Source organism: Companilactobacillus allii (assembly GCF_001971585.1).
Taxonomy (GTDB): domain Bacteria; phylum Bacillota; class Bacilli; order Lactobacillales; family Lactobacillaceae; genus Companilactobacillus; species Companilactobacillus allii.
The window spans coordinates 1,548,234-1,572,523 of record NZ_CP019323.1 but is presented as its reverse complement, the minus strand read 5'-3'; the positions used below and the strand labels follow the sequence as shown (position 1 = coordinate 1,572,523).

Below are 24,290 nucleotides of genomic sequence, written 5' to 3'. Positions count from 1 at the left end.
GGAACGCCTCTGTAATCACCTACTAATCCTTGAAGAAGCTCTTGATGTCATCAACCTTATCAAGTTCTTCCCATGGAAGTTCAATATCTGTACGTCCAAAATGGCCATATGCAGCTGTTTGTTTATAAATTGGTCTTTGCAAATCAAGCATCTCAATAATACCCAATGGTCTTAAATCAAAATACTTATCAATGCATTCAACAATCTGTTCTTCTGAATAATCACTGGTACCAAATGTATCTACGTGAATTGAAACCGGTCTTGCAACACCAATGGCATAAGCAATTTGGATTTCAACCTTTTCAGCGATTCCAGCGGCAACAAGATTCTTAGCGATATATCTTGCAGCATAACTAGCAGAACGATCAACTTTAGTTGCGTCCTTACCTGAAAATGCACCACCACCATGGCGAGCAAATCCACCATAAGTATCAACAATAACTTTTCTACCAGTTAGACCAGAATCACCTTCAGGTCCTCCAATAACAAAGCGACCAGTTGGATTAATCAAAAACTTAGTCTTATCATCAATTAAATTACTTGGCACAACTTCGTCGATAACGTATTTTTTGATATCTTTTTGTACTTGTTCTAGAGTAGCTTCAGCTTTATGCTGTGTACTTAAGACAATCGTATCAACACGTATTGGCTTGTCGTTTTCATCGTATTCAACTGTTACTTGTGACTTTGCATCTGGCATCAAGTAGTCAATTGTTTTGTTCTTTCTAACTTCTGCGGTTTTACGCATAAGTTTATGAGCTAATGAAATGGGAAGTGGCATGTATTCTTTAGTTTCGTTTGTAGCAAAACCAAATACAAAACCTTGATCCCCAGCACCGATTTGATCCAATGGATCATAATCTTTATCTTGTCCACGTTTTTCAAGCGCATCATCAACACCTTGTGCAATATCAGGTGATTGTTCGTCAAGTGCAACTAGAACAGCACAACTATTACCATCAAAACCAGGATTTGTACCATCATATCCGATTTCTTTGATAGTATTACGAACAACGTTTTGAATATCAACATAAGCCGATGTTGAAATCTCACCGACAACCAATACTAAGCCAGTAGTAACGGTTGTTTCGCAGGCAACACGTGCATCTTTATCTTTAGCTAAAATGGCATCAAGAATCGCATCACTAATTTGATCTGCGACTTTATCTGGATGTCCTTCTGAAACAGATTCAGAAGTAAATAAGTAATTCTTTGACATATTTTTTTCCACCTTTCGGTTACAGGGCTTCTCCTTTTACGGCAAATAAAAAAAGGATCCCATCAGGAACCTCTTAATAGATTAACACAGATTTAATTCAAAACAAATTTTTTTCATGAAAATATTGAATTGACGATGTCCGTTTTCTACATTAATATAATTTTATAAAACAAGGAGTAGTTATGGCCAATTTAAAGTATAAGAAATTAATTGTATCTGTTATCGAGTTCATCAGTTATCACGTTTTCCCATTTATTTTTATCTTCACTCATAGTTTAGGTAACTACACTATAAATTGGTTTCTCGCCATTATGATAGCTATGATTGCCTTTTATAAGGAATATATCCGAACACTAAAGCCCAATATGTATTTCAATGGACTTTATAGTGCAATTTACGTAATTATAATTTTCTTATCGTTTAGAAGTTTAAATATCAACGTTATTATCTTGATATTCATTCAATTGATGCTCTTATTCCTAACCAAATACATCAGCGAAAAATACAAACTGATTCAGATACTTATTGATAGTTTTATCATACCAAGCTTTATGTCAATTGCCATAGCGTATACATATATGCATTTTGTCTCATTTACCTTCGTGGTTCCACTATTACTAGTGAATATTGCAGCGATTTTAGTAGATTATTTCGATGGCGGAAAAGCTGACTATGCTCAATTAGTAACACTAGTCGTTCTAACTTTGGTATTATTCTTATTAGGATATGTAAGTATTCTAACTTCTATCACAATTGTTGTTTTCATAGTTGTAGCCGTTTTGCTAAAAAAATTCAAACAGATTTCCACATCAAACCTATTCTATCGACTTATTGGCAACCTTCTACTTTTAATATAATCTAGAAACGAGGACTTAGATGCAAAGAATTGATTATTTCAACTCAACTTTACATGATTATCCAATCATTTTTAGCCTACCACATAGCGGTACATACGTTCCTGATGAAATGAAGCAAGATTTAATATCTAATGTACGATTAACTAATACCGATTGGTTCTTAAAGGAATTGTATGATTTCTTACCAGACATGGGATTTACAACTATTCAAAACAATGTAAACCGTTATGTTGCTGACCCAAACAGGCAAAATTTCTTTTTGGATACTACGCACAACGCTATCCCTAATAAAAATTCTTTTGATCATCCACTGTACAATGTTCCTTTGAGCAATATCACTATAAGAAATAGAATGGATGATTATTATTTACCGTATCACCAGTTACTGACAGAATTAATTACCAAAAAACTAGAAGTGTTTGACGATATTTATTTAGTAGATCTACACAGTTTTTACTATTACCCTAGATTTGAAAAAATGTCACCGGCTGATTTTGTTATTGGTAACGACTACGATGGCACGAGTACTTCAATCAATCGCCTATGGTTAACTAACAAACTATTTGAAAACAAATACACTGTCTCTGATAATTTCCCATTTACCGGTGGTAAAATAACTAAACATTTCGGTAAAAATGAACATATCAACAGTATGCAAGTGGAGATACGCTACAATAAATACATTGAGGATAGAGACTTTGGCGAAGAGACATTGACTAATTTTGATAGTAAATTATTCAAAGAAACTCAATCAAATTTAAAAAAGATTGCATTAGATCTACAACAAAATCTTATTAGTATATAAGAAAGCACGAGATTATGACAAAATTACGTCAATCTCGTGCTTTTATTATATTCTACAACCGTTTCAAAAAATGTTGTTCTTCCATCGACATTTCACCTGATTTAGTACGTTTCATATAAGCTTGCATTGTTTTTTCACGTTCAATTTTAAGCTTAGTTCTTAAACGACAATTTCTAAAAAATCCATAAGCAACAATTGATACCGGAATAATTTCCAATAACATTGTTGAAGGAACTATCCATGGCTTATCATTAATTAGTTTAACGAGCCTATCTTTATCAGCCTCAGTTACTTTTGGCGCAAAGTGATGTTCTAACATTTTAATCACACTCCTATGATAAATTTGAATACCACAATCATAACCTAGTATGTAAGCCTTGTCATTTATTTGCAAAAAAAAGATACTCACATACGTGAATATCTTTTTAAGTTCCATCTTTATGATGGAGGATACAGGGATCGAACCTGTGACCTCCTGCTTGTAAGGCAGATGCTCTCCCAGCTGAGCTAATCCTCCAAATAGTGACCCGTACGGGATTTGAACCCATGTTACCGCCGTGAAAGGGCGGTGTCTTAACCACTTGACCAACGGGTCATTTTCTGCTTATAAAAAGTATTAGATAAGTTACTCTTTCTCAAGCACAAAAAATATTATATATTAAGAACAAAGACGTGACAAGTCTTTTTCTTGTTTTTCTCAAAAAAATTATTGGAGGACATATTGGATATACAAAATTACTTTGAAAATAACGAAACAATGGACATTGCCAAAGACATGCTAGGCCATACTTTTACGTATAATTCTGATCAAGGAATTTTTTCAGGTATCATTGTAGAAACAGAAGCATACCTAGGAATAAAAGATATGGCAGCACATAGTTATAACGGCCGACACACTAAAGCTAATGATCCCTTATACCAGCCTGGTGGGACCATTTATATCTATTCAATACATAGCTGGCTTGATATGGATATCAGCATTCAAAAAGCTGGTGTTCCAAACGGTATCTTGATCCGTGGTATTCAACCACTAAAAGGTCTAGAAATGATGGAAGAAAATCGCCACAAAACTGGATTTGACGTGTCAAATGGACCAGCAAAATGGATCAGGTCCTTTGGTATAAGGGATAAGCAGTTATCAGGAACATTCTTAAACTCAGATAATTTTATTTTTTCAACAAAAAAAGTCCAGATTCCCAAAAACATCTTGGCAACACCTAGAATTGGTGTCCCAAATAAGGAACCATGGACTTCTAAAAAAATGCGTTTTATCGTTGAAGGTAATCCGTATGTATCCAAAATATACAAAAAGGATATGGATTTGGATTCATATGGTTGGTTATAATTTGTCGCTTCTAGCACGTAATGCATAAAGAATAGTCACTGTATCAACTACTTCTTGCAACATCGCACCAATTATAGTGGGAATCAATCCGAATCCAGCAATTATCATTAGAATTATACAAATGAAAATACCGATCAAAACAGCTTCACGGGCAATTTTTAAAGTATCACGAGAGATCTTAACAACATCCCCCACTTTACTTAGATCATCCTTTAAAATAACTGCATCAGCTGATTCACTAGCGGCATTAGCTCCCTTGTATCCCATAGCTATACCAGCATCTGCTAAAGCTAATGCTGGAGCATCATTAACGCCATCCCCAATCATAATAACCGGGCGATAATCCTTATGTAGGCTTTGAATGATTTTCACTTTATCTGCTGGCAAACTAGTTGGATATGTTTGTGTGATTCCAACCTCTGAAGCAACTGATTCGGTTGCTTCTTTTTTGTCTCCAGATATCATCATAATATTTTTGATATCAAAATCCTTTAAACGTTGAATTGTTGCCTTAGACTCTGGTCTAATTTGATCAAGAAGGCTATAAACACCGGCGTACTTACCATCAATTGACACATAAACACCTGAACCACTTACTTCATTGACAGATTCATTCGTAATGAAGTCCTCTTGACCAACTCGTATTTCTAATCCATCGATTACACCAACAATACCTTGGGCCGTTATTTCTTTAACATTTTCAGCGTTCTTAAGCTTCAATCCCTTATCTACAGCAAAATCCACAATGACTTGTGCCATAACATGACTAGAACTTTGCTCGATTGACGCTGCATATATTAACACTTCGTCTTCATCAAAATTATTTTTCACAGCAAAATTATCAACTACTAATTTTCCTTTTGTAATTGTTCCAGTTTTATCAAAGGCAATTGACTTAGCCGATGAAATTTTCTCCAATGCCGTTCCAGATTTAACGATAATACCATTCCTACTAGTACGACTCATCCCTGATACAAAAGCAATCGGTGCTGCCAATATAAGTGGACATGGTGAAGCGACAACCAAGACCTGCGCAATTCTAATCGGATCTTTTGAGATATACCATGCTATTGCTGCAATCACATACGCAATCAAAGTGAACGGAACAGCGTATTTATCAGCTAATCTTACAAAACGTGCTGGATTAGTGGCGGACTCTTTAACTAATCTTACAATCGCTTGATATTCACTATCTGCAGCAATTTTTTCAGCTTTCATTTTAAATGGTACTTCACTATTAATTGATCCTGACATAACATGTGAATCCTTAGAAATATTGATTGGAACCGATTCTCCTGTCAATGAAGATTCATCAACGTTTGATTCACCTTCAATCACAATACCATCAACTGGAACTTGTTCTTTTGGACGAATCAGTAAAATATCTCCAACTTTAACATCGTCAATATCTCTATCCTTAACCACACCATCAATCATTAAGTGTGCTTTAGAAGGTGTATTATCTAATAAAGTTTTTAGCTCACTTTTAGCCTTATTTGCTGCATACTCTTCAAGAGTATCACCACCTGTTAGCATCAACAAAACAATCCATCCAGCCCAATACTGACCCAATAATATTGTTGCAGCAATTGCAGTTATGGCCAACAAATCGACACCAAAATTCCCACTTCTCAAAACCTTGATCATATCAACGAACATAATCAGTGCCAATATCAATCCTAAAACACTAATAATAACTTGAGACCAAAGGGGTTCTTTTAGCAAAAACTCAAAAACAAAGGCAACAACACCAATGGTTAATGTACTATACAGTTTCAATTTGTCTGAATTCATAATATTACCCCCTTATCTAAAACAAAGATAACATTAAGCCGAAATTTTTAATACATTCCTACATACTTATGCCATTTTAATATAAATATCATATGTTCTAAGCATAAAACAAGCTTGAACTCATTTGAGTCTATTTTACCAATTTACTCCAAATAACAACTTTGCCAGTTTTTAAAGTCTCCGGAACATCGATAATTCTTTGATTGGAGCTACCTCTGAATTGTAAAGTTAGATCCATCTTATCCTTTAAAAATCTTCCATCAACTAAAATATCTAATAACGATATCAACTCTAATTTGTCATCTGATTCTTTCTGCAATTCTTCCCATTTGTATCCAGTCCATGACCAAATATCCTTGTCATGTCCAAATTCCTTACGAACTCTTTTACATAACTGCAAACAAACTTGAGTATTAATGAATGGTTCTCCACCCAAAAGAGTCAGTCCTTGAACATAATCATGGTCAAGGTCCGTTATGATCCTATCTTCAAGTTCCTGTGTATATGGCTTACCATAGCCAAAATTCTGTGCTGCAACGTTATAACAACCTGGACAATGAAATGGACAACCGCTGACATAAAGACTACAACGAACTCCCTCACCATCGACAAAATTGAACGGTTTATAATCAGCAATGAACTTTTGACTAAGATTCTTGGCTAGCCATTCTTTGGGTGTCGGATTGTTTGGATACCTCGTATTGTGCAGCATTTTGTATCATCTCCGGTGTCATATTCTTTTTACGTGAAGCAATTTCTACGTGTCTACCATGAATCATTGGACGTTGTTGTGGATTACCTAAGTAACCGCATGTACGCTTAACAACATCACAAAACTGTGGATCATGATTACCACATTGTGGACAAACGAATCCTCTAGCTGTGGCATTGAATTCACCTTTAAATCCACACTTGAAACACTGATCAATCGAAGTATTAGTTCCCAAATATCCGACATGGTCATAAGCCCAATCCCAGACAGCTTCCAATGCTTTAGGATTTTGTTTCAAATTAGGGTATTCGCAATAATGGATGAATCCACCCGATGCATAGTGTGGAAAAATCTCTTCAAAAGTTAACTTAGCAAATGGTGATGGATGTTTTCTAACATCATAATGGAAACTATTCGTATAATATTCCTTATCTGTAATATCGGTGATTTTCCCAAATTTGTTAATATCATCTCTACAAAATGTGTCAGTTAGCGATTCAGCAGGTGTGGAATAAAGGCTATAATGATATCCGCTTTCCTCTGCCCACTTATTACATCTGTCTCTAAGAGCCTTTACAATGCTCTGTGCAAATTCATGAGCATCCTTATTATCTTCAAAACTGCCACCAAAAAATTTAGTACAAACTTCATACAGCCCGATATAGCCAAGTGACACAGTGGCACGTTGATTCTTAAATAACTCATCCACACTGTCACCTGCCTTTAATCTTTTACCAAATGCACCATACATATACAATAACGGAGCATTTTCGGGTTTAGCTTCTTTAGTACGCTCAACACGATATTCTAAGGCTGTTTTACAAAGTTTCATTTTTTCGTCAAAAATTTCCCAAAACAAATTAATATCACCATTTGATTCCAAGGCAATACGAGGCAAGTTTACAGTTACTACACCCAGATTCATTCGACCTGAATTGACCTCTTTACCAGTCTCATCCTTCCAGCCTTGTAAAAATGAACGACATCCCATTGGCGTCTTGAAACTACCAGTAATTTCTTTAATTTTTTCATACATTAATAAGTCCGGATACATACGTTTTGTGGAACATTCAAGGGCAAGCTCTTTGATGTCATAGTTTGGGTCTTGTGGATTCAAATTTAATCCACGTTTGATAGTGAATGTTAGTTTAGGAAAAATTGCTGTACGATGTTCTTTTCCTAATCCTTTTATTCTAATTTTTAAAATAGACTTCTGAATTTCTCGCTCGATCCAATTTGTTCCCAGTCCAAAGTTAATAGTCGTAAAAGGTGTCTGTCCTTGTGAAGAATAAAGTGTATTTATTTCATACTCTAGGGCTTGCATTGCATCGTAAATGTCTTTTTTTGTTTTAGCCTTTGCGAATTCTTCTCGTCTATTTTTTGCGACCCATTCTTTAGCATCTTTCATATGCTTGTCATAATTCAATTGTGCGTATGGAGCCAGTAATTGATCAATACGGTTTGCAGAACAGCCTCCATATTGAAGAGAAGCTACATTGGCAATGATTTGAGACATCTGAGCAGTTGCCGTTTGAATGGATCTAGGTGAAGACACCCAGGCATTACCAATTTTAAAGCCATTAGTTAACATCTCATCAAAATCTATCAAGCAACAATTAGTTTCTGGTGTAACTGGAGAATAATCCAGATCATGCCAATGTAAATCACCACGTAAATGTGCTTTAGCAACTAATTCTGGTAACATCTTCAATCCTAAAGCTCTACTTGTTACCCCAGCTTCAAGGTCACGTTGTGTATTAAAAATATTACTGTCCTTATTAGCATTTTCGTGGACAATTCTTTCGTTATTGCCAAAAAGTTTATTGATATTCTCTTCAATATTAGTAGCATCCTCAAAGTTCTTTTGCTCAAGTTGAAAATATTCTTGATACTGTTTTGAAGAAGCTTTGTAATTGTATTTGTTCATTAAAAGAATTAGATCATCATGTAATTGGCTTGTCTCAATCAAAAATGAATCTTGATATTTATAAACCAAATCATACTCAATTTTATTAATGACTTCTTTATCGTCAATCAACTTATTTAAGACAAAATCAATCTTGTATGGATAAAAATCTGTCTTGGTTCCCGATCTTTTTAATACTGAAATACTCTTTAAAGTATCCAGTATATTTTGGCTTTTTAATTCGTACATAGTCACACAACCCTTTTCAATTGAATGGATTAATTATATGTGGTTAAATCCATTAAATCAATATCTAGTAGTACAGTGTTTTTGTTTCACACTATATATGGTATGCAATTGGTTAATATAAATTTATTTTTCCTAAATGTTTCATGAATTTGGATCGGATATTTTATAAAAAATCAAGAATTTTATTCAAGAAATATTTTTGGGCTTTTTGATTTTTATTACATTTATATATATAACGATAACATCTTATATATTTTCGTTTATCGGAAGTTAAGTGAAAACCATTGACTCTTTATCCAATAGTAAATATACTCAATAACATAAGTTAAAAGTGACACCTTGTCACTTTAGGAGGAATTATGGCTTCTGATACATTCAAGAATTTAAATAAGGACAAGCAAGAACGTATTTTAGATGCTCTTTTAAATGAATTTTCACATCACACCCTGGCCGATGCCAAAGTGTCGAGAATAGTTAAAGAAAGTAAAATTGCACGTGGAGCTTTTTATAAATACTTTAAGGATCTAAACGATGCATATGAATACATCTATCATCATGCATTACAGGAAATACATCAAAGTGTTTCAACTGATACAACTGATGGCCTAACTCCAGATAGTTATGTTGAACAAATTAGAAATTTTATTACCAAAAGTACCAATAGCCGTTACTATGCCATTGTTAAGATGCACCTGCTCTATAATGAGAGCTTTTTTATTTCCACTTTCAATAATCAAGTGATAATTGAAAACGAATACTTTTGGGCAACACAGGTCCTAATTCATGATGCGCTAAAAAAAATCATGATTAATCCTGAGTCCCAAGAAATGATTTTAAAAAAATTAGACAATGTTTTACATGTTTTAGCAAAAGAGGATGATTAAATGTTTCTATCAATGAAAGAAATAAAAAAGGAAAAGTTTAGATACGGATTAATAATAGGGATGATTGTTTTAATCTGTTATTTAATCTTTATTCTAACTAGTCTAGCAATGGGATTGGCTCAAGAAAATACTGACGCCATCGAATCTTGGAATATAAAAAGTGTCGTATTAGATAAAGATTCTGATACCAGCTTGACTCAATCATTAATTACTAAAAATGAAGTAAAGAATACAAAAATATCTAAAAACGACGCATATATCGGACAAGCTGCAGTCGTCGCAAAAAAAATCTGGTAAAACCAAAGAATCAGCACAATTTATCGGACTTCACACTAATCAATTCATTGCAAAAAATTTAAAGCTTACTTCTGGGCACAATATCAAAAGTAGCAATCAAATCGTAGTGGATGAAAAATTCAAAAACGATGGATACAAACTTGGTGATAACCTAGAATTCAACTCAAATAGTACAAAATATGAAATTGTAGGATTCGTCAAAAATGCCAAATTAAATGTTGCCCCTGTTGTATACGGTACTTTAACAACTTGGAAAACACTGAAGAGCGTTAATAATACACTTATTGCAAGCGCCATTGTTTCTAAAAAAAGTAACTACAAAGCCAATAATTCGCAGTTAAAAACTTACTCTACTAAACAATTTATTGACGAATTGCCAGGTTACTCGGCACAGAATTCAACGTTTACTTTCATGATTGCCTTCTTAATGATCATTTCTTTGATCGTAATCGCAGTCTTCCTATATATTTTGACCATTCAAAAAATTCAAAATTATGCGGTATTACGTGCACAAGGTATTCCAAATAAGACACTTATTTCTGCAACAATTGCTCAATCATTGACCTTAGTTGTTGGCGGCTTACTGGTCGGAATTGCTCTTACAGCAATAACCGCACTAATAATTCCTTCCGCAGTACCGATGAGTTTCAATATTCCTATCCTATCAGCAGTCAGTCTAGGACTTGTTTTCACTGGACTACTAGGTTCTTTAATACCTATTAAAATAATTTTGAAAGTAGATCCTGTTAGTGTAATTGGAGGTTAATTATGACAATATTAAAATTAAATAATATAAATAAATACTTTGGTGAAGGTTCGAGTCGTGTACATGTACTAAAAGACGTTAATTTCACTGCCAAAAAAGGTGAACTCAACTTAGTTCTTGGTCCATCAGGATCAGGAAAGAGCACATTTTTAACTATTGCGGGTGGACTACAAACACCGTCAAGTGGGAATGTTCAATTAGAGAACGCGGATATCAAGTCTCTATCCAATAAACAACGTGATTCATTACGACTAAATAACATCGGATTCATTCTACAAGCATATAATCTAATACCGTATCTTACTGTTAAAGAACAGTTTCAATTAGTCGACAAAGTTAAAAAAAATCATAATCTGGATAAAGAGGCACTCGAATCATTACTTAAACAATTGGATATCGATGAATTAATCAACAAATATCCCGGTGAATTATCCGGTGGCCAAAATCAACGTGTAGCAATTGCCAGAGCGTTGTATACGAAACCAGATATGGTGCTAGCTGATGAACCCACAGCAGCACTTGATAGCCAAAGAGTTTTGGAAGTTGGGAAAATATTCCATGACTTAGCTCATAAACATAATATTTCAGTGATTATCGTTACACATGACCTGCGATTGACTGAATTTGCCGATAATATTTATCAAATAATGGATGGAAAAATGACCTTAAATAATAAAGAGAATATAAAAGAAGCCCAATCTTAAGATTGAGCTTCTTTTATATTCCTAGTAACCAGGTACGTAGCAGTTGCTGATAATAAGACACCAAATGTAACTGCTAATCTAACTATCAAAAGCCATTTAGAATTGACATTGCCATTAACATTGAAAAAGTTCAAAACATCTACGTTATACATATATCCAATTATATAAACAATGATCATATAAAATAATTGTTGCGAGATATTTCCTACTGCAGATAATTGATATTTAACCAGAAATGCCCGTTCTGATTCAATTTTAGGATCATTATACAATGAATTATTCAATATTGAATTATCTGAACCAACAAACAATGAACAAAGTAATATACCCACAAAATAAGTAATATTAAAAATGGATAGGATCAAGCCCAGTATTAGTAACGGATATCTCATATTCAAATGCTTTTTTAAGATAAATGGACCAAATTCAAAACCAACTAAGTAAATTATGTAAACAGTTAGCAAAGTACTGAATCCAAATCTCAAACTACTATCAAATATTGTATACAAGAGTATGAAGTTCATCACTATCCCACGATTGATTGATGCCAAACTAAGTGGATATAAATTACGATGAATCTTTAATTGATACAGTAGCAAAACAATCAAGCCAACTAATGCAACTAACCCGATTATTAAATCCCATCCATGTGAAATAGTCTTTAATCTTGAATAACGAATTGCAAAGACAAGCATCACAAGAATAATAATGAATATAATACCAATGATTGAATAATTACGGTCGTGTTTTGGTAATCCACCGTTATGATAAAAGCTTATTTTATTTTTCATGGTGTAACTACCAATCAATGATATCAGGAAGAATACAGCCAATAATATAAAGGCAACGTTATAAGTACTGAATTTTATTGAGAGTAATTCCACCAATCCCAATATCATCATTGCAATTATAGAACCTTGCCAATGTAGCTTTGTAATATGAAAATCGTTAATGATTTTTCCTTTCGTTCTAACCGTTAAAAAATATGGCCAGATCCAACTTGAGGCTAATCCTAATAAAATACCACCTAAAATACCAAGAACCGGATTCAAGGAGCCAACAATCATCAACGAACCAACTATTCCAAATAAATTGGAGACTATCAACATCGTACTTGCCGAAAAAGGTATATATACAGTCAATAACATTCCAATTGATCGAAACGTGTAAAGCATTAAGAACGGCAATACATAAACCGCAATATCTTTATTATGATTATACAATGATAAACAGAAAAAATACGGTATAACCACACCTACATTGGCAAATAAATTAAGTACACCTTCAGAAAAGGTTTCAAAAATCTTTTTCAAAGTTACATCCTCTATCCATTGATCAATTTTTTATTCTTCTAGTTACTTGTGACGTTTACTATTTATATTTTACTACAACACTTACTTTAAGATAAGGAATCAACCAGCATACAAACAAATTTTAAATTCAACATTCACCCTAACTAAATGATCAATCTAACTACTGCCATGGAAATAATCCCTACAACTACTGTTTTCATTAGATCATTAAGAGCCACTGCCGTTATAACGGTGGGGATTAATGCCAAAACGACATCAACTTTAGGAATTGGGACAACTCCAACTTTACTATTGAATACCGTTTCTAATAATAATGCAAAAAGAATAGATAGTGGTAGATACCCTAGAAATCTACTAAGAATGGCTGGAAATTTGACCATTTTTCCTAGCACAAATGGAGTGATCCGTGGAATCCACGTAACTAAGGCACTCCCGATTAATATTAATAACACGGTTCTACTTATCATCCAAAATACCCCCTACTAAACATCCCAATAAAGCTGAAATAATCACAGCTACAGACGAACTTACAAAATATAAGAGAATTACAAGACTAACTCCTACCGTAACAACAACAGAAATAGCTTTTTTAGTATTCTTTGATAATTCCCACTTAAACTGCGTTAGAAACAATCCAGCAAACATTGCTGTTAAAGCAAAGTCCAACCCAAACTTATCGGGGTCACTAATAAAATTACCCACTAATCCTCCCAAAAGTGTAGCAAGAATCCAAGTTATATATGCAGTGATGTTTAATCCTTCCATCCATCTTAACGAGAAGTGCTTATCCTGTGCAACTGCAGTTGAAAATACCGCGAAGGACTCATCAGTTAATAATGAACCTATAGAAATATTACTCAATAATGTCTCTTCTCTAAAATACGGACTTGCAGTCATACTCATTAATAAGTGCCGTAAATTAACCAAAAACACCGTCATAACGATACCGGTGATTGATGTATTGGCCAGTAATAAACCACACAATACAAATTGTGAGCTTCCACCATAAACCACAGCAGACATCAATGTAATCTCAAACAAGTTGAGATGAGAATTAATACCTACAATACCAAATGAAAATCCAATTCCTAAATATCCTAATACTGTTGGTAAACAACTTCTAATTCCATCTTGAAAAGTCGTATAACCGTTAACTTTTTTTGCTTCACTCACAAGAATCACCTTCCAAAATAACAAAAAACAGCCTCATCAAATAGCATTATTCATGCTTAAGACAAGACCAAATCTATAATTTCACTTAACTTCAACGAGATTATCAGCAACTAATCTCTCTGCAATCTGCACTGTATTCCATGCAGCACCCTTTAATAGATTATCTGAAACTACCCACATGTTGAAGGCACCCTTATTCTCTAAATCTGGACGGATTCTTCCGACAAATGTATCACGCTTACCAGTTGCATTGATTGGTTGTGGATAGACTTGGTGTTTAGGATCATCCTGAAGGACTGCACCTGGTGCTTCTTTGATCAGATTCTGGATTGCTTCAACACTAGCACCATCTTTATCTTCGACCTCAATATAGATAGACTCACCGTGACTAATAGGCACAGGGACACGAACACAAGTAGCGGTAACCTTAATCTTAGGATCATTCATATCACCAAGCATGATCTTCTTAGTTTCATGAATCATTTTCCATTCTTCATGTGAATATAGATTATCTTCTAATACATCAATTTGTGGTAACAGATTAAAGGCCAATGGATAATGTTCCTTATCACCTTTAGTTGGGAATATATCAGATGACATTTTCTTACCATCTAAGTAGTCTTGAGCTTCACTATAAAAGTCATTTAGTGCACTTTGACCAGCTCCTGAAGCCGCTTGATAAGTTGAAACGATTATTTGTTTAAGACCAAACGCCTTTCTAATTGGTTCAAGAGCTACCATCATTTGAATTGTAGAACAGTTGGGATTAGCGATTATTCCATGATGATTATAAAGAGCCTTTTCATTAACTTCTGGTACAACTAATGGAACATCAGGTTCCATTCTAAATGCACTAGTATTATCCACGCATACTGCACCTCGTTTAACTGCTTCAGGTAATAATCTCTTAGAAACAGCTCCACCAGCTGATGCTAAGACAATGTCTACTCCATCAAATGACTCTGGTTTAGCTTCTTCAACGACAATATCTTTACCTTTGAATTGAAGTTTTTTACCTGCAGAACGACTTGACGCCAATAATCTAATTTTTGATACAGGAATCGTTGATTGTTCCAATTGTTGAATCAGACGAGTTCCCACTGCACCTGTTGCACCTAAAATAGCTACTTCATAACCTTCACTCATAATATTCATCCTTTATATCTTAATTTAATTTTCTAGTGACTCTGTAAATTTACGTAGTCGCTTCATAGCCTCTTGAATATCTTCCATAGATGATGCATAAGACATTCTAAAATGACCTTCTCCACCTTTACCAAACGCAGATCCAGGAGTAACTCCCACTTTTCCTTGTTCAGCAAGTTTTTCAGCAAATTCAACTTCACTCATATTAAATTTATCAGGAATTTTGGAGAAAGTGTAGAATGCTCCTTCTGGCAAAATTGTTTTATACCCAATATCGTTTAATTGACCAACAATATAATCACGACGTTCTTGATAAATCTTTCTCATTTCGATTGGATCTTCAATTCCGTTTTCAAGCGCCTCTTGTGCAGCATATTGAGCTGGATTTGACGGTGCAGTTACAGTATATGCATGCATTTTCCCTGCGTTCTCAATAAAATCTGCTGGAGCAGCGACATAACCAATTCTATATCCAGTCATTGCATGTGATTTTGATAGTCCATTGATCAGAATCGTTTTTCCGGGCATCAATTTGGCAAGTGATACATGCTTTCTACCGTATGTTAATTCTGCATAAATTTCGTCTGAAATAACAAACATAGATTTGTCTTTAACAACATCGACAATTTCTTCTAGTTGTTCCTTTGAATAGACAAAACCAGTAGGATTACCTGGGAAGTTAAGGATCAAAGCCTTAACATTTTGAGCTCCCTCTTGATCGATCACTTCTGCCAACTTCTTACCAGTTAATCTGAAGTTATCTGGTGTTGTGTCAACTTGAATAGGTATTCCACCTAATACTTGAATGATTGGTAAATACAAGGCAAACGTTGGCGTAGGTACAATCACCTTATCACCAGGATTGATAATAGCGGCTAGTGAGATGAATACTGCTTCAGTAGCACCAATAGTCACGATAACCTCAGACTCTGGATCATAAGTTACATCGTATTGCTTATTTAAATAGCTTGAAACAGCCTTTCTCAAACCAATTGTTCCACGTTGTTCAGAGTAATGCGATTTGTCATCTTGAATACTCTTAATGGCAGCTTGCTTAACGTGCTCTGGTACATTGAAATCTGGTTCACCCAATGTCAATTTGATGATGCCAGGAATTTTAGCAAATTTTTGTGCGAAGTATCTTATCTGAGAAATCCCCATTGGTGCAATTGTTTCGTTTACAACATCTTTAACAGATGAATCTAATTTTGGCATGACATGTGCTCCTAATCTTTATGTATACTATACATTCTATAACAAATTAACTCATTAAATTAGTTTTTTTGTAATAATTCGTTAGTAAATTGTGTTAATCGCTTAATACCCTCTTTTATAAGATCCATTGAAGTGGCATAAGAAATTCTGAAATAACCTTCACCTGCTGCTCCAAAGGCATCCCCTGGAACTACACCAAGCTTAGCTTCTGATGCCAATCTACGACAGAACTGATCAGAAGTTAAATTGAATTCTACCGGAATCTTAGGGAATACATAGAATGCTCCATTTGGCTCTACGGTTTCATAACCCAGTTTATTTAACTCTTTAACAATGTAATCTCGACGTTTTTTATATACTTTTCGCATTTCAATAGGATCATCTAAGCCATTTTCCAAAGCTTCTTGTGCTGCATATTGTGCTGGATTTGATGGACAAGTAACAGTAAATGAATGTACTTTAGCTGCCTCGGAGACAAAGTCTTTAGGTGCAGCAATATATCCAATTCGGTATCCAGTCATCGCATGCGACTTTGACAATCCATTAATCAAAATAGTTTGTTCTGGTAATACATTAGCAAATGAAACATGTTTTTCTCCATAAACTAATTGACTATAGATTTCATCTGATATAACAAATATCCCCTTATCTCTCAAGACTTCAGCTAGTGCTTCAATTTCAGCACGATCATATACGACCCCAGTAGGATTACCAGGATAATTAATAATCATGGCTTTAGCGCCAGCACCTTCATTTTCAAGTACATGTTGAAGTTTTTCAGGTGTTATTTTGAAACCGTCACTAGAAGTATCAACCTCAACAGGTATACCACCTAGAATCTTTATGTCATCCATATAAATTGAGAAAGTAGGTGTAGGTACAATTATTTTATCTCCAGGATTCATGATCGTGTATAAAGAGGTATATATAGCTTCAGTGGCACCGATAGTTACAATGACTTCAGTATCTGGATCATAAGTTACATCGTAATCTGTAGCCAAATAGTTGCTTATTGCCTTACGTAAACCAGGGATACCCTTTTGAGGTGTATAGTGTGAATCATTGTCCTCAATGCTCTTAATTGCTGCATCTTTAACATGTTCTGGAACATTGAAATCTGGTTCACCCAATGTTAATTTAACAATCCCAGGAATACCTGAAATTGCAGCATTAAATTCAAGAATCTTGTCATCCCCGAGAGGTTTGACCAATTTATTACAAATACTTGAAACACTCTTTGCTAACTCTGGCATAGTGACATCTCCACTTTATTAAATAATTTTTTCTAACCCTATAACTAACTCATCACGTTTCATAACTTCATCAATTGCGAGTTTAACGCCCTTCATGAACGATTCACGATCAGTAGTACTTTGTTTGATGACAAGGTTCTCACCAGTACTTCCAAAAATAACTTCTTCATCAGCAATAAAACCTGGTAAACGAATCGCATGAATTTTAATACCATGATAATCGCCACCACGAGTTCCTAATGGATCCGATTCATTACTATTTTCTACTTGATCTTTTTGTTGAACCTCATGTATCAAACGTGCTGTGTTCATAGCTGTTCCTGACGGTGCATCAAGCTTATCTTGATGATGAGTCTCAACTATTTCAGTTTGATCAAAATACTTGGCTGCAACTTGAGCAAATTTCATCATCAATACAGCAGAGATTCCAAAATTAGAAGCAATAATTCCACTTATCTTATTATCATCAGCCAATTTCTTCAATTCTTCTACTTTATCTTCACTTAACCCACTAGTTCCAATAACTGGACGATAACCATGTTCAATAGCAAATTTAGTATTATCAAAAACCGCACTCGGGATACTAAAATCAACCCAGATATCTGCGTCAATATCGATTTGTGACATATCGTTATATATTTTCACAGATGAATCCAAATAATCATATGAATTAGGATCCAAATTTTTTTCAACAGGATTATATACTCCAACTAATTGATATCCATCAGTTGAATTGATCATATGAACGGCTTTTTGCCCCATAGATCCACTAAAACCCGAAACAATTATTTTAATCACTTGATGGCCTCCTGAATGTTCAATTGCTTAAATAAAATAGCTTTTTCATCATCATTTAATGGCAAAATCGGTAATCTACAACCACCAACATGAAAACCTGTTTCATTCAATGCAGCCTTTGTTGGCGATGGAGATGGATACATGAATAACGCTGCCATTTTTGGTGTCAATTTTCTTTGAATAGCACCAGCATCTTTATAATTTCCATTCTCAAGTTTTGTATACATATCAGAAATTAATTCACCATAAATATGTGAGGCAACTGAAACAACACCATTAGCACCGATAACTTTTGCAAATAAAGCTTGAGCATCTTCACCACTAAATACAGCAAAGTCCTTGTTCGTATGTTCAACAATATATTCTAAGTCTTCCATAGTGTTACATTGCTTTACACCATCAATATTATTATATTTAGATAATTCAACGACAGTTTCTTTTTCCATCAATACACCAGTTCTACCTGGAATGTTATAGATCATTACTGGCAATGGAGAATTATCAGCTACAGTCTTGAAATGGGCAATCATCCCTCTTTGGTTGGGTTTGTTGTAATAAGGAACGACTACTAACACCATATCAATTCCTTTTATCAATGCTACCTTGTTTATAAAATCCATCGTTGCCTTTGTACTATTACTACCAACACCTGCAACTATAGGAACACGACCATCAACAATTTTTACAAATCGTTGATATAGCGATAATTTCTCACTTTCAGTCAAAGTTGGTGTTTCACCAGTAGTCCCACCGATGACAAACCCCTTTGTACCAGTATCCAATAGATGATTCGTCAATTTCTTCAATGCATCAAAATCAATATCCTTACCATCATCTGTAAATGGAGTGATAATTGCTGTCATTAAATCTATATTTTCTAACATTTAGTTCTCCTCCGAATTCATCCGGTAATTTAAAAAGCCAGTGAACGCCTTAATACCATCATCAATTGCCTTTTCGTGTGGTAAAAAATCTGATGAATGTAGTGAACCAGGACTATCTACACCTAGCCAAAACATCGTACCAGGGATTTTATTTAGCAAATAACCAAAATCTTCACCTGTCATAGCTGGTGCAACATCTTTATATTTAGCATCAGATTTTTTCATATAATTAATAAATCTAGTCGTTAATTCTGTATTATTCTCAACTGGGAAATATCCACCTTGATTATATTCAACATCTATCTTGGCATTAAAGGATATTTCTAATCCCTTAGTGACCTCAATTATTCTTTGACGAATGAATTCGATCATGTCTTGTGTCAATCCTCTGATCGTACCCTCAACTCTGGCCGTACCAGAAATGACATTTCTAATGCTACCAGCTTCAAGTTTCCCAAAAGTAATGACGCCACACTTCGTTGGATCAATATTTCTTGAAATTATCGTTTGAATTTGTGAAATGAAATTAGCAGCAATAACAATTGCATCATTAGCTTCATGTGGATATGCCGCATGTCCACTCTTCCCATGAATAATGACATTGACCTCAGTCGTACCAGCAAATAAAGTTCCAATACGACATCCAATTACACCAGTTGGTAAATCTGCATTATCATGCAAACCATAGAATTCATCAATATGATAAATACCCGTAAATGCCCCGAGATCATAGGCCTTTCTTCCACCACTTTCACTCTCTTCAGCTGGTTGAAAGAAAAATACCAAGTTATCCTTTGGTTGATGAATAGAATAATAATTTAAAATTCCTAAAGCCACAGTCATATGAATATCATGACCACAAGCATGCATGACTCCACTATTTTTTGATACATAGGATAAGTCATTATTTTCAGTGACTGGTAAAGCATCGATATCGGCACGATAACCAATAGTTCGACTTGGGTCACTCCCTTTTACATGTACCAACAACGCAGTGGGTAATTCAGGTATTTCTTTTAATTCTAAAAATTCCTGTGAAAAACTTGAAACTATCTCTTTTATATAAGCGTGTGTTTGAACTTCGTGCAGCGCTAATTCTGGTATTTGATGAAAGTTTCTTCTAATCTGGATAAGATCATCTGAAGTTAAAGTCATGATTATAACTTCCTTAAAGTACTTTCAATATGAGTTTTATCTGTAGTCTTTTGATCTTTGATCTTAATGACCTTAGCGGGAACACCGACAACTACCTCATTTGGTGCAACGTCTTTAGTAACTACAGCTCCAGCACCAACAACAGCATTATCACCAACTTGAATTCCTTCCAGTACTACTGCATTTGCGCCCACAGTTACATTATTACCGATTTTAACAGGATTGGCCGAAGCAGGTTCAATAACGCCAGCTAAGACCGAATTGGCACCAATGTGAGAATTCTCACCTACAATGGCACGACCACCAAGAACAGCTCCCATATCGATCATGCTTCCCTTACCAATACTTGCACCGATGTTGATTACTGCACCCATCATAATTACTGAATTATCACCAATCTCAACTTGATCACGAATAATTGCTCCCGGTTCAATACGTGCATTAATATTTTTGATATCAAGCATAGGAACAGCAGAATTCTTAGCAATAGTTTCAATATAATAATCAGTAATATTTTTAAGTAGTGGTTCAATCTCTGAATAATCGCCAATCAGGATTCCAGTTGAATCATTCAAAAATGATTTGACACTTGAGGGAATATCAAGATTTGAAACGTTCCCTTTTATATAGACCTTTACCGGAGTGACCTTCTTAGAATTACCTATATAATTAATGATTTGTTCAGCATCCATCTTACTCATAACTTTTCCTCCATCTTTTTATAAATAATTCAAATCTAATCTAGTCAAATCTTCATATGATTCACGTTTTACAACTAACTTATCTTGTCCATTTTCTACAAAAACAACTGCTGGTCTAGGATTACGATTATAATTTGATGCCATTGAATACCCATATGCACCAGTATCTAGCATTGCTAAGATATCTCCTGGTTGGACATCAGGAAGTTCGATTGAATCAATTAAGATATCTCCTGATTCACAATACTTACCCGAAACGTGTACCTCTTGTGTTTTTTTAGCGTCCATCTTATTAGAAACTACAGCCTCATACTTTGCCTGATATAGCGCTGGGCGAATATTATCACCCATACCACCATCAACGTTAATATACGACTTAAGATTAGGAATATCCTTACGAGAACCAACAGTGTAAAGATTGTATCCAGCCGGTCCTACAATTGAACGACCAGGTTCGATCCAGACCTCTGGCAATGATAGTCCAGCCTTTTTGGAATCTGATTTAACTATCTCTGTTATTTTTTCAATAAATACACTAGGCTCAATCGGTTCATCATCTTCTGTATAACTTATTCCAAAACCACCACCAAAGTTCAAAATTTCAGGTGTAAAGTTATAATTTTTATGCCACTTTGAAGCTATCTCTACCATCTTATGTGCTAACAAGGTGAAGCCCTCAATTCCAAAAATTTGAGAACCAATATGAGCATGAATACCAATCAAATTCATATTTTTATTTTTAAGTACTAACTCTAATGCCTTATCAGCCTGTCCAGATTCAACATCAAATCCAAACTTACTATCAACTTGACCGGTTTGATCATACTTATGAGTATGAGCTGAAATACCAGGAGTCAATCTCAACATTACATTGATAGATACATCTTTTTCTTGTAGAACTTTTTCTAATAATTCAATTTCTCTGAAGTTATCGATGATGATAACTCCAATTTTTTTATCAACCGCCATCTCAAGTTCTTCTAAAGATTTATTATTACCATGAAAGCTTATTTTGTTTGCCGGAAATCCAGCCTTTAATGCGGTAAACAACTCTCCACCGGAAACGACATCTGTATGAAGATGTTCCTGTTTCAAGACTTGATACATAGCAACAGTAGCAAAAGCTTTGCTAGCATAACTAATCTCATATTTAAAACCGCTATTATCAAAAGCTGCTCTAAAATCATTGATTTGTTTACGAATTTCTGAAACATCATACACTACCAGTGGAGTTCCATATTTATGTGCTAATTCAACGCTATCAACACCACCTAAAATCAAATGTCCATTAGAACTCTTTAATTCCTTACTAATCATATTCAAACAACCTTTCTTCTGACGGGATAAAAAAAGATCCCTTTGCTTAAAACAAAGAGATCCAAAATTACAAAATATTCTGCATCGTAATTGTCATAAGCGCACCGCAACGACTTTTTGTTGCGACAGTCCATATCATATTATTGATACGTCCCAGCACATCGGATCCTACAATTCCGACGCTTCGGCGATTTCCCCTTTCAATAAGTTCAACGCCATGCAGTGACTCCCTTATTTACTAATGTTAACCGCGACCTCTTTTGTTTTGTTGTTAAAAGATTATAACAACTCTAATAATACGTCAAGCATAATTAGCAAATTCGTCTACTTTTTCTAATATTTTAATTTTTTTCTTGTTTTAATGCATAATAATGATACACTCTACATTAAAAATGTATTAAATGCTTTCTAAAATTTAATGAGGTGATTTATGTGAAAGTCGTCAAGTTTGGCGGTAGTTCATTAGCAGATGGTGAACATTTTCAAAAGGTTATAGACATCGTAAGCAATGATAGCGATAGAAAAGTGGTTGTAACTTCAGCTCCCGGTAAACGATTTGATGGGGATATCAAAGTTACCGATTTATTAATTCAATATGCAAATAAAGTATTAGCTAAAGAAGATTATCATGAAATATGTGATCAAATAGCATCCAGATATCAAGAAATAAGTGACTTTTATAAATTAGAAGATACAACAATGCATACTATTAAAACTAAACTTCTAAATTTAGCAAGTGAAACATATGTCGATGATGATCATCTACTGGCAACATTTAAAGCACACGGTGAATATTTAAATGCCATCATGTTAGCTGATGTATTAAACAATCAAGGTATCAGTGCTAAATTCATGAATCCCAAAGATGCAGGGTTCCTTGTTGGAGGAGAACCAAACAACGCTGATGTTTTACCAGAGACCTACTCCAATCTGGATAAAATAACATTCGATACTACAAAAATAATTTTCCCAGGATTCTTTGGATACAGTAAAGATGGTTCAATTTACACATTTACACGTGGTGGTTCAGATATAACTGGAGCCATTTTGAGTCGTGGGTTTCATGCTGATATGTATGAGAATTTCACAGATGTTGATGCAATCTATGTAGCAAACAATCATATTGTTGATCATCCACAGGCAATCAAAAAAATGTCTTATAGGGAGATGCGTGAATTATCATATGCTGGATTCTCAGTTTTCCAAGATGAAGCAATTATCCCTGCAGTTGAAGGACAAATTCCTGTCAATGTTAAAAACACTAATAATCCAAGCGCACCAGGAACTTTAATAGTTCCTTCTCAATTCTTATTCAATCCAGCTAATCCAATTACTGGAATTGCAAGTTCAAAAAGATTCTCAGCCTTGTATTTGCACCGTTATCTGTTGAATAAAGAAGTCGGATTCACATTAAAACTTCTACAAATATTTTATAAATATAATATTTCATATGAACATATGCCATCAGGTATTGATGATTTAACAATAATTTTTGATAAAAGTAAATTAACCGATGAGACCATAAAAAATCTTTGTAACGAAATCAAAAAAGTCCTCCAACCAGACTATTTAGAATGGATTGACGATTATGCCATTATAATGGTAGTTGGTGAAGGACTTGCCCATACTATAGACACTATGGGTGAAATAATTGATTCATTGACACAAAATAACATTGCAATTCATATGCTAAACCAAGGTGCATCACGCATTTCAGTCATGATTGGAACACAATCAAAAGATGCCGATAAGGCCGTACGTGCAATCTACAATACATTTTTCAATTAATTAATGAGG

Annotated in this window: 22 protein-coding genes, 2 tRNA genes, 1 pseudogene and 2 riboswitches; of the genes and pseudogenes, 7 read left to right on the top strand and 18 right to left on the bottom strand. The window is 34.5% G+C overall.

Annotated features, from left to right (window positions below; all coding sequences use genetic code 11):
• Nucleotides 1–22: 22 nt before the first annotated feature.
• The gene (gene metK, locus BTM29_RS07605) at nucleotides 23–1,219 is read right to left on the bottom strand and encodes a methionine adenosyltransferase (RefSeq protein ID WP_076615650.1); all 1,197 of its coding nucleotides are present in this window, start codon (nucleotides 1,217–1,219) and stop codon (nucleotides 23–25) included.
• Nucleotides 1,217–1,301, bottom strand: a riboswitch (SMK box riboswitch). It overlaps the preceding gene by 3 nt.
• Before the next feature lie 100 nt (nucleotides 1,302–1,401).
• On the opposite strand from metK, the gene BTM29_RS07600 reads away from it, so the two are divergent.
• Nucleotides 1,402–2,076 (top strand): hypothetical protein, encoded by a 675-nt coding sequence (locus BTM29_RS07600; RefSeq protein WP_076615647.1) that lies wholly within the window; start codon nucleotides 1,402–1,404, stop codon nucleotides 2,074–2,076.
• A 19-nt stretch (nucleotides 2,077–2,095) separates the two neighbouring features.
• A complete protein-coding gene (locus BTM29_RS07595) occupies nucleotides 2,096–2,881 on the top strand; it encodes an N-formylglutamate amidohydrolase (protein WP_076615642.1) in 786 nt (261 codons plus the stop codon).
• A gap of 52 nt (nucleotides 2,882–2,933) precedes the next feature.
• On the opposite strand, the gene BTM29_RS07590 is transcribed toward BTM29_RS07595, so the two are convergent.
• From BTM29_RS07590 to BTM29_RS07580, 3 genes are all read right to left on the bottom strand, one after another.
• Entirely contained in the window at nucleotides 2,934–3,200 is a 267-nt protein-coding gene (locus tag BTM29_RS07590) for a hypothetical protein (RefSeq protein WP_076615638.1), read from the bottom strand.
• A gap of 125 nt (nucleotides 3,201–3,325) precedes the next feature.
• Nucleotides 3,326–3,398, bottom strand: a tRNA-Val gene (locus BTM29_RS07585).
• A 6-nt stretch (nucleotides 3,399–3,404) separates the two neighbouring features.
• Nucleotides 3,405–3,476 (bottom strand) — tRNA-Glu (locus BTM29_RS07580).
• Nucleotides 3,477–3,602: 126 nt separating this feature from the next.
• On the opposite strand from BTM29_RS07580, the gene BTM29_RS07575 reads away from it, so the two are divergent.
• Entirely contained in the window at nucleotides 3,603–4,226 is a 624-nt protein-coding gene (locus BTM29_RS07575; RefSeq protein ID WP_076615634.1) for a DNA-3-methyladenine glycosylase, read from the top strand.
• On the opposite strand, the gene BTM29_RS07570 is transcribed toward BTM29_RS07575, so the two are convergent.
• The 3 genes from BTM29_RS07570 to nrdD form a co-directional block, all read right to left on the bottom strand.
• Entirely contained in the window at nucleotides 4,221–6,020 is a 1,800-nt protein-coding gene (locus tag BTM29_RS07570; protein ID WP_076615630.1) for a heavy metal translocating P-type ATPase, read from the bottom strand. The genes BTM29_RS07575 and BTM29_RS07570 overlap by 6 nt on opposite strands.
• 130 nt (nucleotides 6,021–6,150) lie before the next feature.
• Nucleotides 6,151–6,732: an anaerobic ribonucleoside-triphosphate reductase activating protein gene (nrdG, locus tag BTM29_RS07565; RefSeq protein ID WP_076615627.1), complete on the bottom strand. Its 582-nt coding sequence runs from the start codon at nucleotides 6,730–6,732 to the stop codon at nucleotides 6,151–6,153.
• Entirely contained in the window at nucleotides 6,668–8,887 is a 2,220-nt protein-coding gene (gene nrdD / locus BTM29_RS07560; RefSeq protein ID WP_076615623.1) for an anaerobic ribonucleoside-triphosphate reductase, read from the bottom strand. Before nrdD ends, nrdG begins: the two co-directional genes overlap by 65 nt.
• 359 nt (nucleotides 8,888–9,246) lie before the next feature.
• On the opposite strand from nrdD, the gene BTM29_RS07555 reads away from it, so the two are divergent.
• The 3 genes and pseudogenes from BTM29_RS07555 to BTM29_RS07545 all read left to right on the top strand — a co-directional run bounded on the left by BTM29_RS07555 (nucleotide 9,247) and on the right by BTM29_RS07545 (nucleotide 11,538).
• Nucleotides 9,247–9,771, top strand: coding sequence for a TetR/AcrR family transcriptional regulator (locus BTM29_RS07555; protein ID WP_076615618.1), 525 nt, complete (start codon nucleotides 9,247–9,249; stop codon nucleotides 9,769–9,771).
• Nucleotides 9,772–10,834 (top strand): annotated as a pseudogene (locus BTM29_RS07550) (ABC transporter permease).
• A gap of 2 nt (nucleotides 10,835–10,836) precedes the next feature.
• A complete protein-coding gene (locus BTM29_RS07545; protein ID WP_076615615.1) occupies nucleotides 10,837–11,538 on the top strand; it encodes an ABC transporter ATP-binding protein in 702 nt (233 codons plus the stop codon).
• Here the strand turns inward: BTM29_RS07545 and BTM29_RS07540 are convergent.
• The 11 genes from BTM29_RS07540 to lysA all read right to left on the bottom strand — a co-directional run bounded on the left by BTM29_RS07540 (nucleotide 11,535) and on the right by lysA (nucleotide 22,493).
• Nucleotides 11,535–12,851 carry a hypothetical protein gene (locus BTM29_RS07540; protein ID WP_076615611.1) on the bottom strand — a complete coding sequence of 439 codons (1,317 nt, stop codon included), beginning with the start codon at nucleotides 12,849–12,851 and terminating at the stop codon, nucleotides 11,535–11,537. The two genes, BTM29_RS07545 and BTM29_RS07540, sit on opposite strands and share 4 nt — an antisense overlap.
• A gap of 143 nt (nucleotides 12,852–12,994) precedes the next feature.
• Entirely contained in the window at nucleotides 12,995–13,318 is a 324-nt protein-coding gene (locus BTM29_RS07535) for an AzlD domain-containing protein (protein ID WP_076615608.1), read from the bottom strand.
• Nucleotides 13,308–14,024, bottom strand: a complete 717-nt coding sequence (locus BTM29_RS07530) for an AzlC family ABC transporter permease (RefSeq protein ID WP_076618813.1) — start codon at nucleotides 14,022–14,024, stop codon at nucleotides 13,308–13,310. Before BTM29_RS07530 ends, BTM29_RS07535 begins: the two co-directional genes overlap by 11 nt.
• Before the next feature lie 81 nt (nucleotides 14,025–14,105).
• Nucleotides 14,106–15,170 carry an aspartate-semialdehyde dehydrogenase gene (locus tag BTM29_RS07525; RefSeq protein ID WP_076615604.1) on the bottom strand — a complete coding sequence of 355 codons (1,065 nt, stop codon included), beginning with the start codon at nucleotides 15,168–15,170 and terminating at the stop codon, nucleotides 14,106–14,108.
• A 24-nt stretch (nucleotides 15,171–15,194) separates the two neighbouring features.
• On the bottom strand, nucleotides 15,195–16,385 hold the full coding sequence (locus BTM29_RS07520) for an aminotransferase class I/II-fold pyridoxal phosphate-dependent enzyme (RefSeq protein ID WP_076615599.1): 1,191 nt from the start codon (nucleotides 16,383–16,385) through the stop codon (nucleotides 15,195–15,197).
• Nucleotides 16,386–16,444: 59 nt separating this feature from the next.
• A complete protein-coding gene (locus tag BTM29_RS07515; protein ID WP_076615595.1) occupies nucleotides 16,445–17,638 on the bottom strand; it encodes an aminotransferase class I/II-fold pyridoxal phosphate-dependent enzyme in 1,194 nt (397 codons plus the stop codon).
• Nucleotides 17,639–17,656: 18 nt separating this feature from the next.
• Nucleotides 17,657–18,436, bottom strand: coding sequence for a 4-hydroxy-tetrahydrodipicolinate reductase (gene dapB / locus BTM29_RS07510; protein WP_076615592.1), 780 nt, complete (start codon nucleotides 18,434–18,436; stop codon nucleotides 17,657–17,659).
• Complete coding sequence (dapA, locus tag BTM29_RS07505; protein ID WP_076615588.1) at nucleotides 18,433–19,320, bottom strand: 4-hydroxy-tetrahydrodipicolinate synthase; 888 nt, start codon at nucleotides 19,318–19,320, stop codon at nucleotides 18,433–18,435. Before dapA ends, dapB begins: the two co-directional genes overlap by 4 nt.
• Nucleotides 19,321–20,478: an N-acetyldiaminopimelate deacetylase gene (locus BTM29_RS07500; protein ID WP_120270375.1), complete on the bottom strand. Its 1,158-nt coding sequence runs from the start codon at nucleotides 20,476–20,478 to the stop codon at nucleotides 19,321–19,323.
• Nucleotides 20,478–21,176, bottom strand: coding sequence for a 2,3,4,5-tetrahydropyridine-2,6-dicarboxylate N-acetyltransferase (gene dapD / locus BTM29_RS07495; RefSeq protein ID WP_076615582.1), 699 nt, complete (start codon nucleotides 21,174–21,176; stop codon nucleotides 20,478–20,480). Before dapD ends, BTM29_RS07500 begins: the two co-directional genes overlap by 1 nt.
• An 18-nt stretch (nucleotides 21,177–21,194) precedes the next feature.
• Nucleotides 21,195–22,493 (bottom strand): diaminopimelate decarboxylase, encoded by a 1,299-nt coding sequence (lysA, locus tag BTM29_RS07490; protein WP_076618811.1) that lies wholly within the window; start codon nucleotides 22,491–22,493, stop codon nucleotides 21,195–21,197.
• Nucleotides 22,494–22,582: 89 nt separating this feature from the next.
• Nucleotides 22,583–22,761: riboswitch (Lysine riboswitch) on the bottom strand.
• A gap of 164 nt (nucleotides 22,762–22,925) precedes the next feature.
• Between lysA and BTM29_RS07485 the strand changes: the two genes are divergently transcribed.
• Nucleotides 22,926–24,281: an aspartate kinase gene (locus BTM29_RS07485; protein WP_076615578.1), complete on the top strand. Its 1,356-nt coding sequence runs from the start codon at nucleotides 22,926–22,928 to the stop codon at nucleotides 24,279–24,281.
• Nucleotides 24,282–24,290 lie beyond the last annotated feature (9 nt).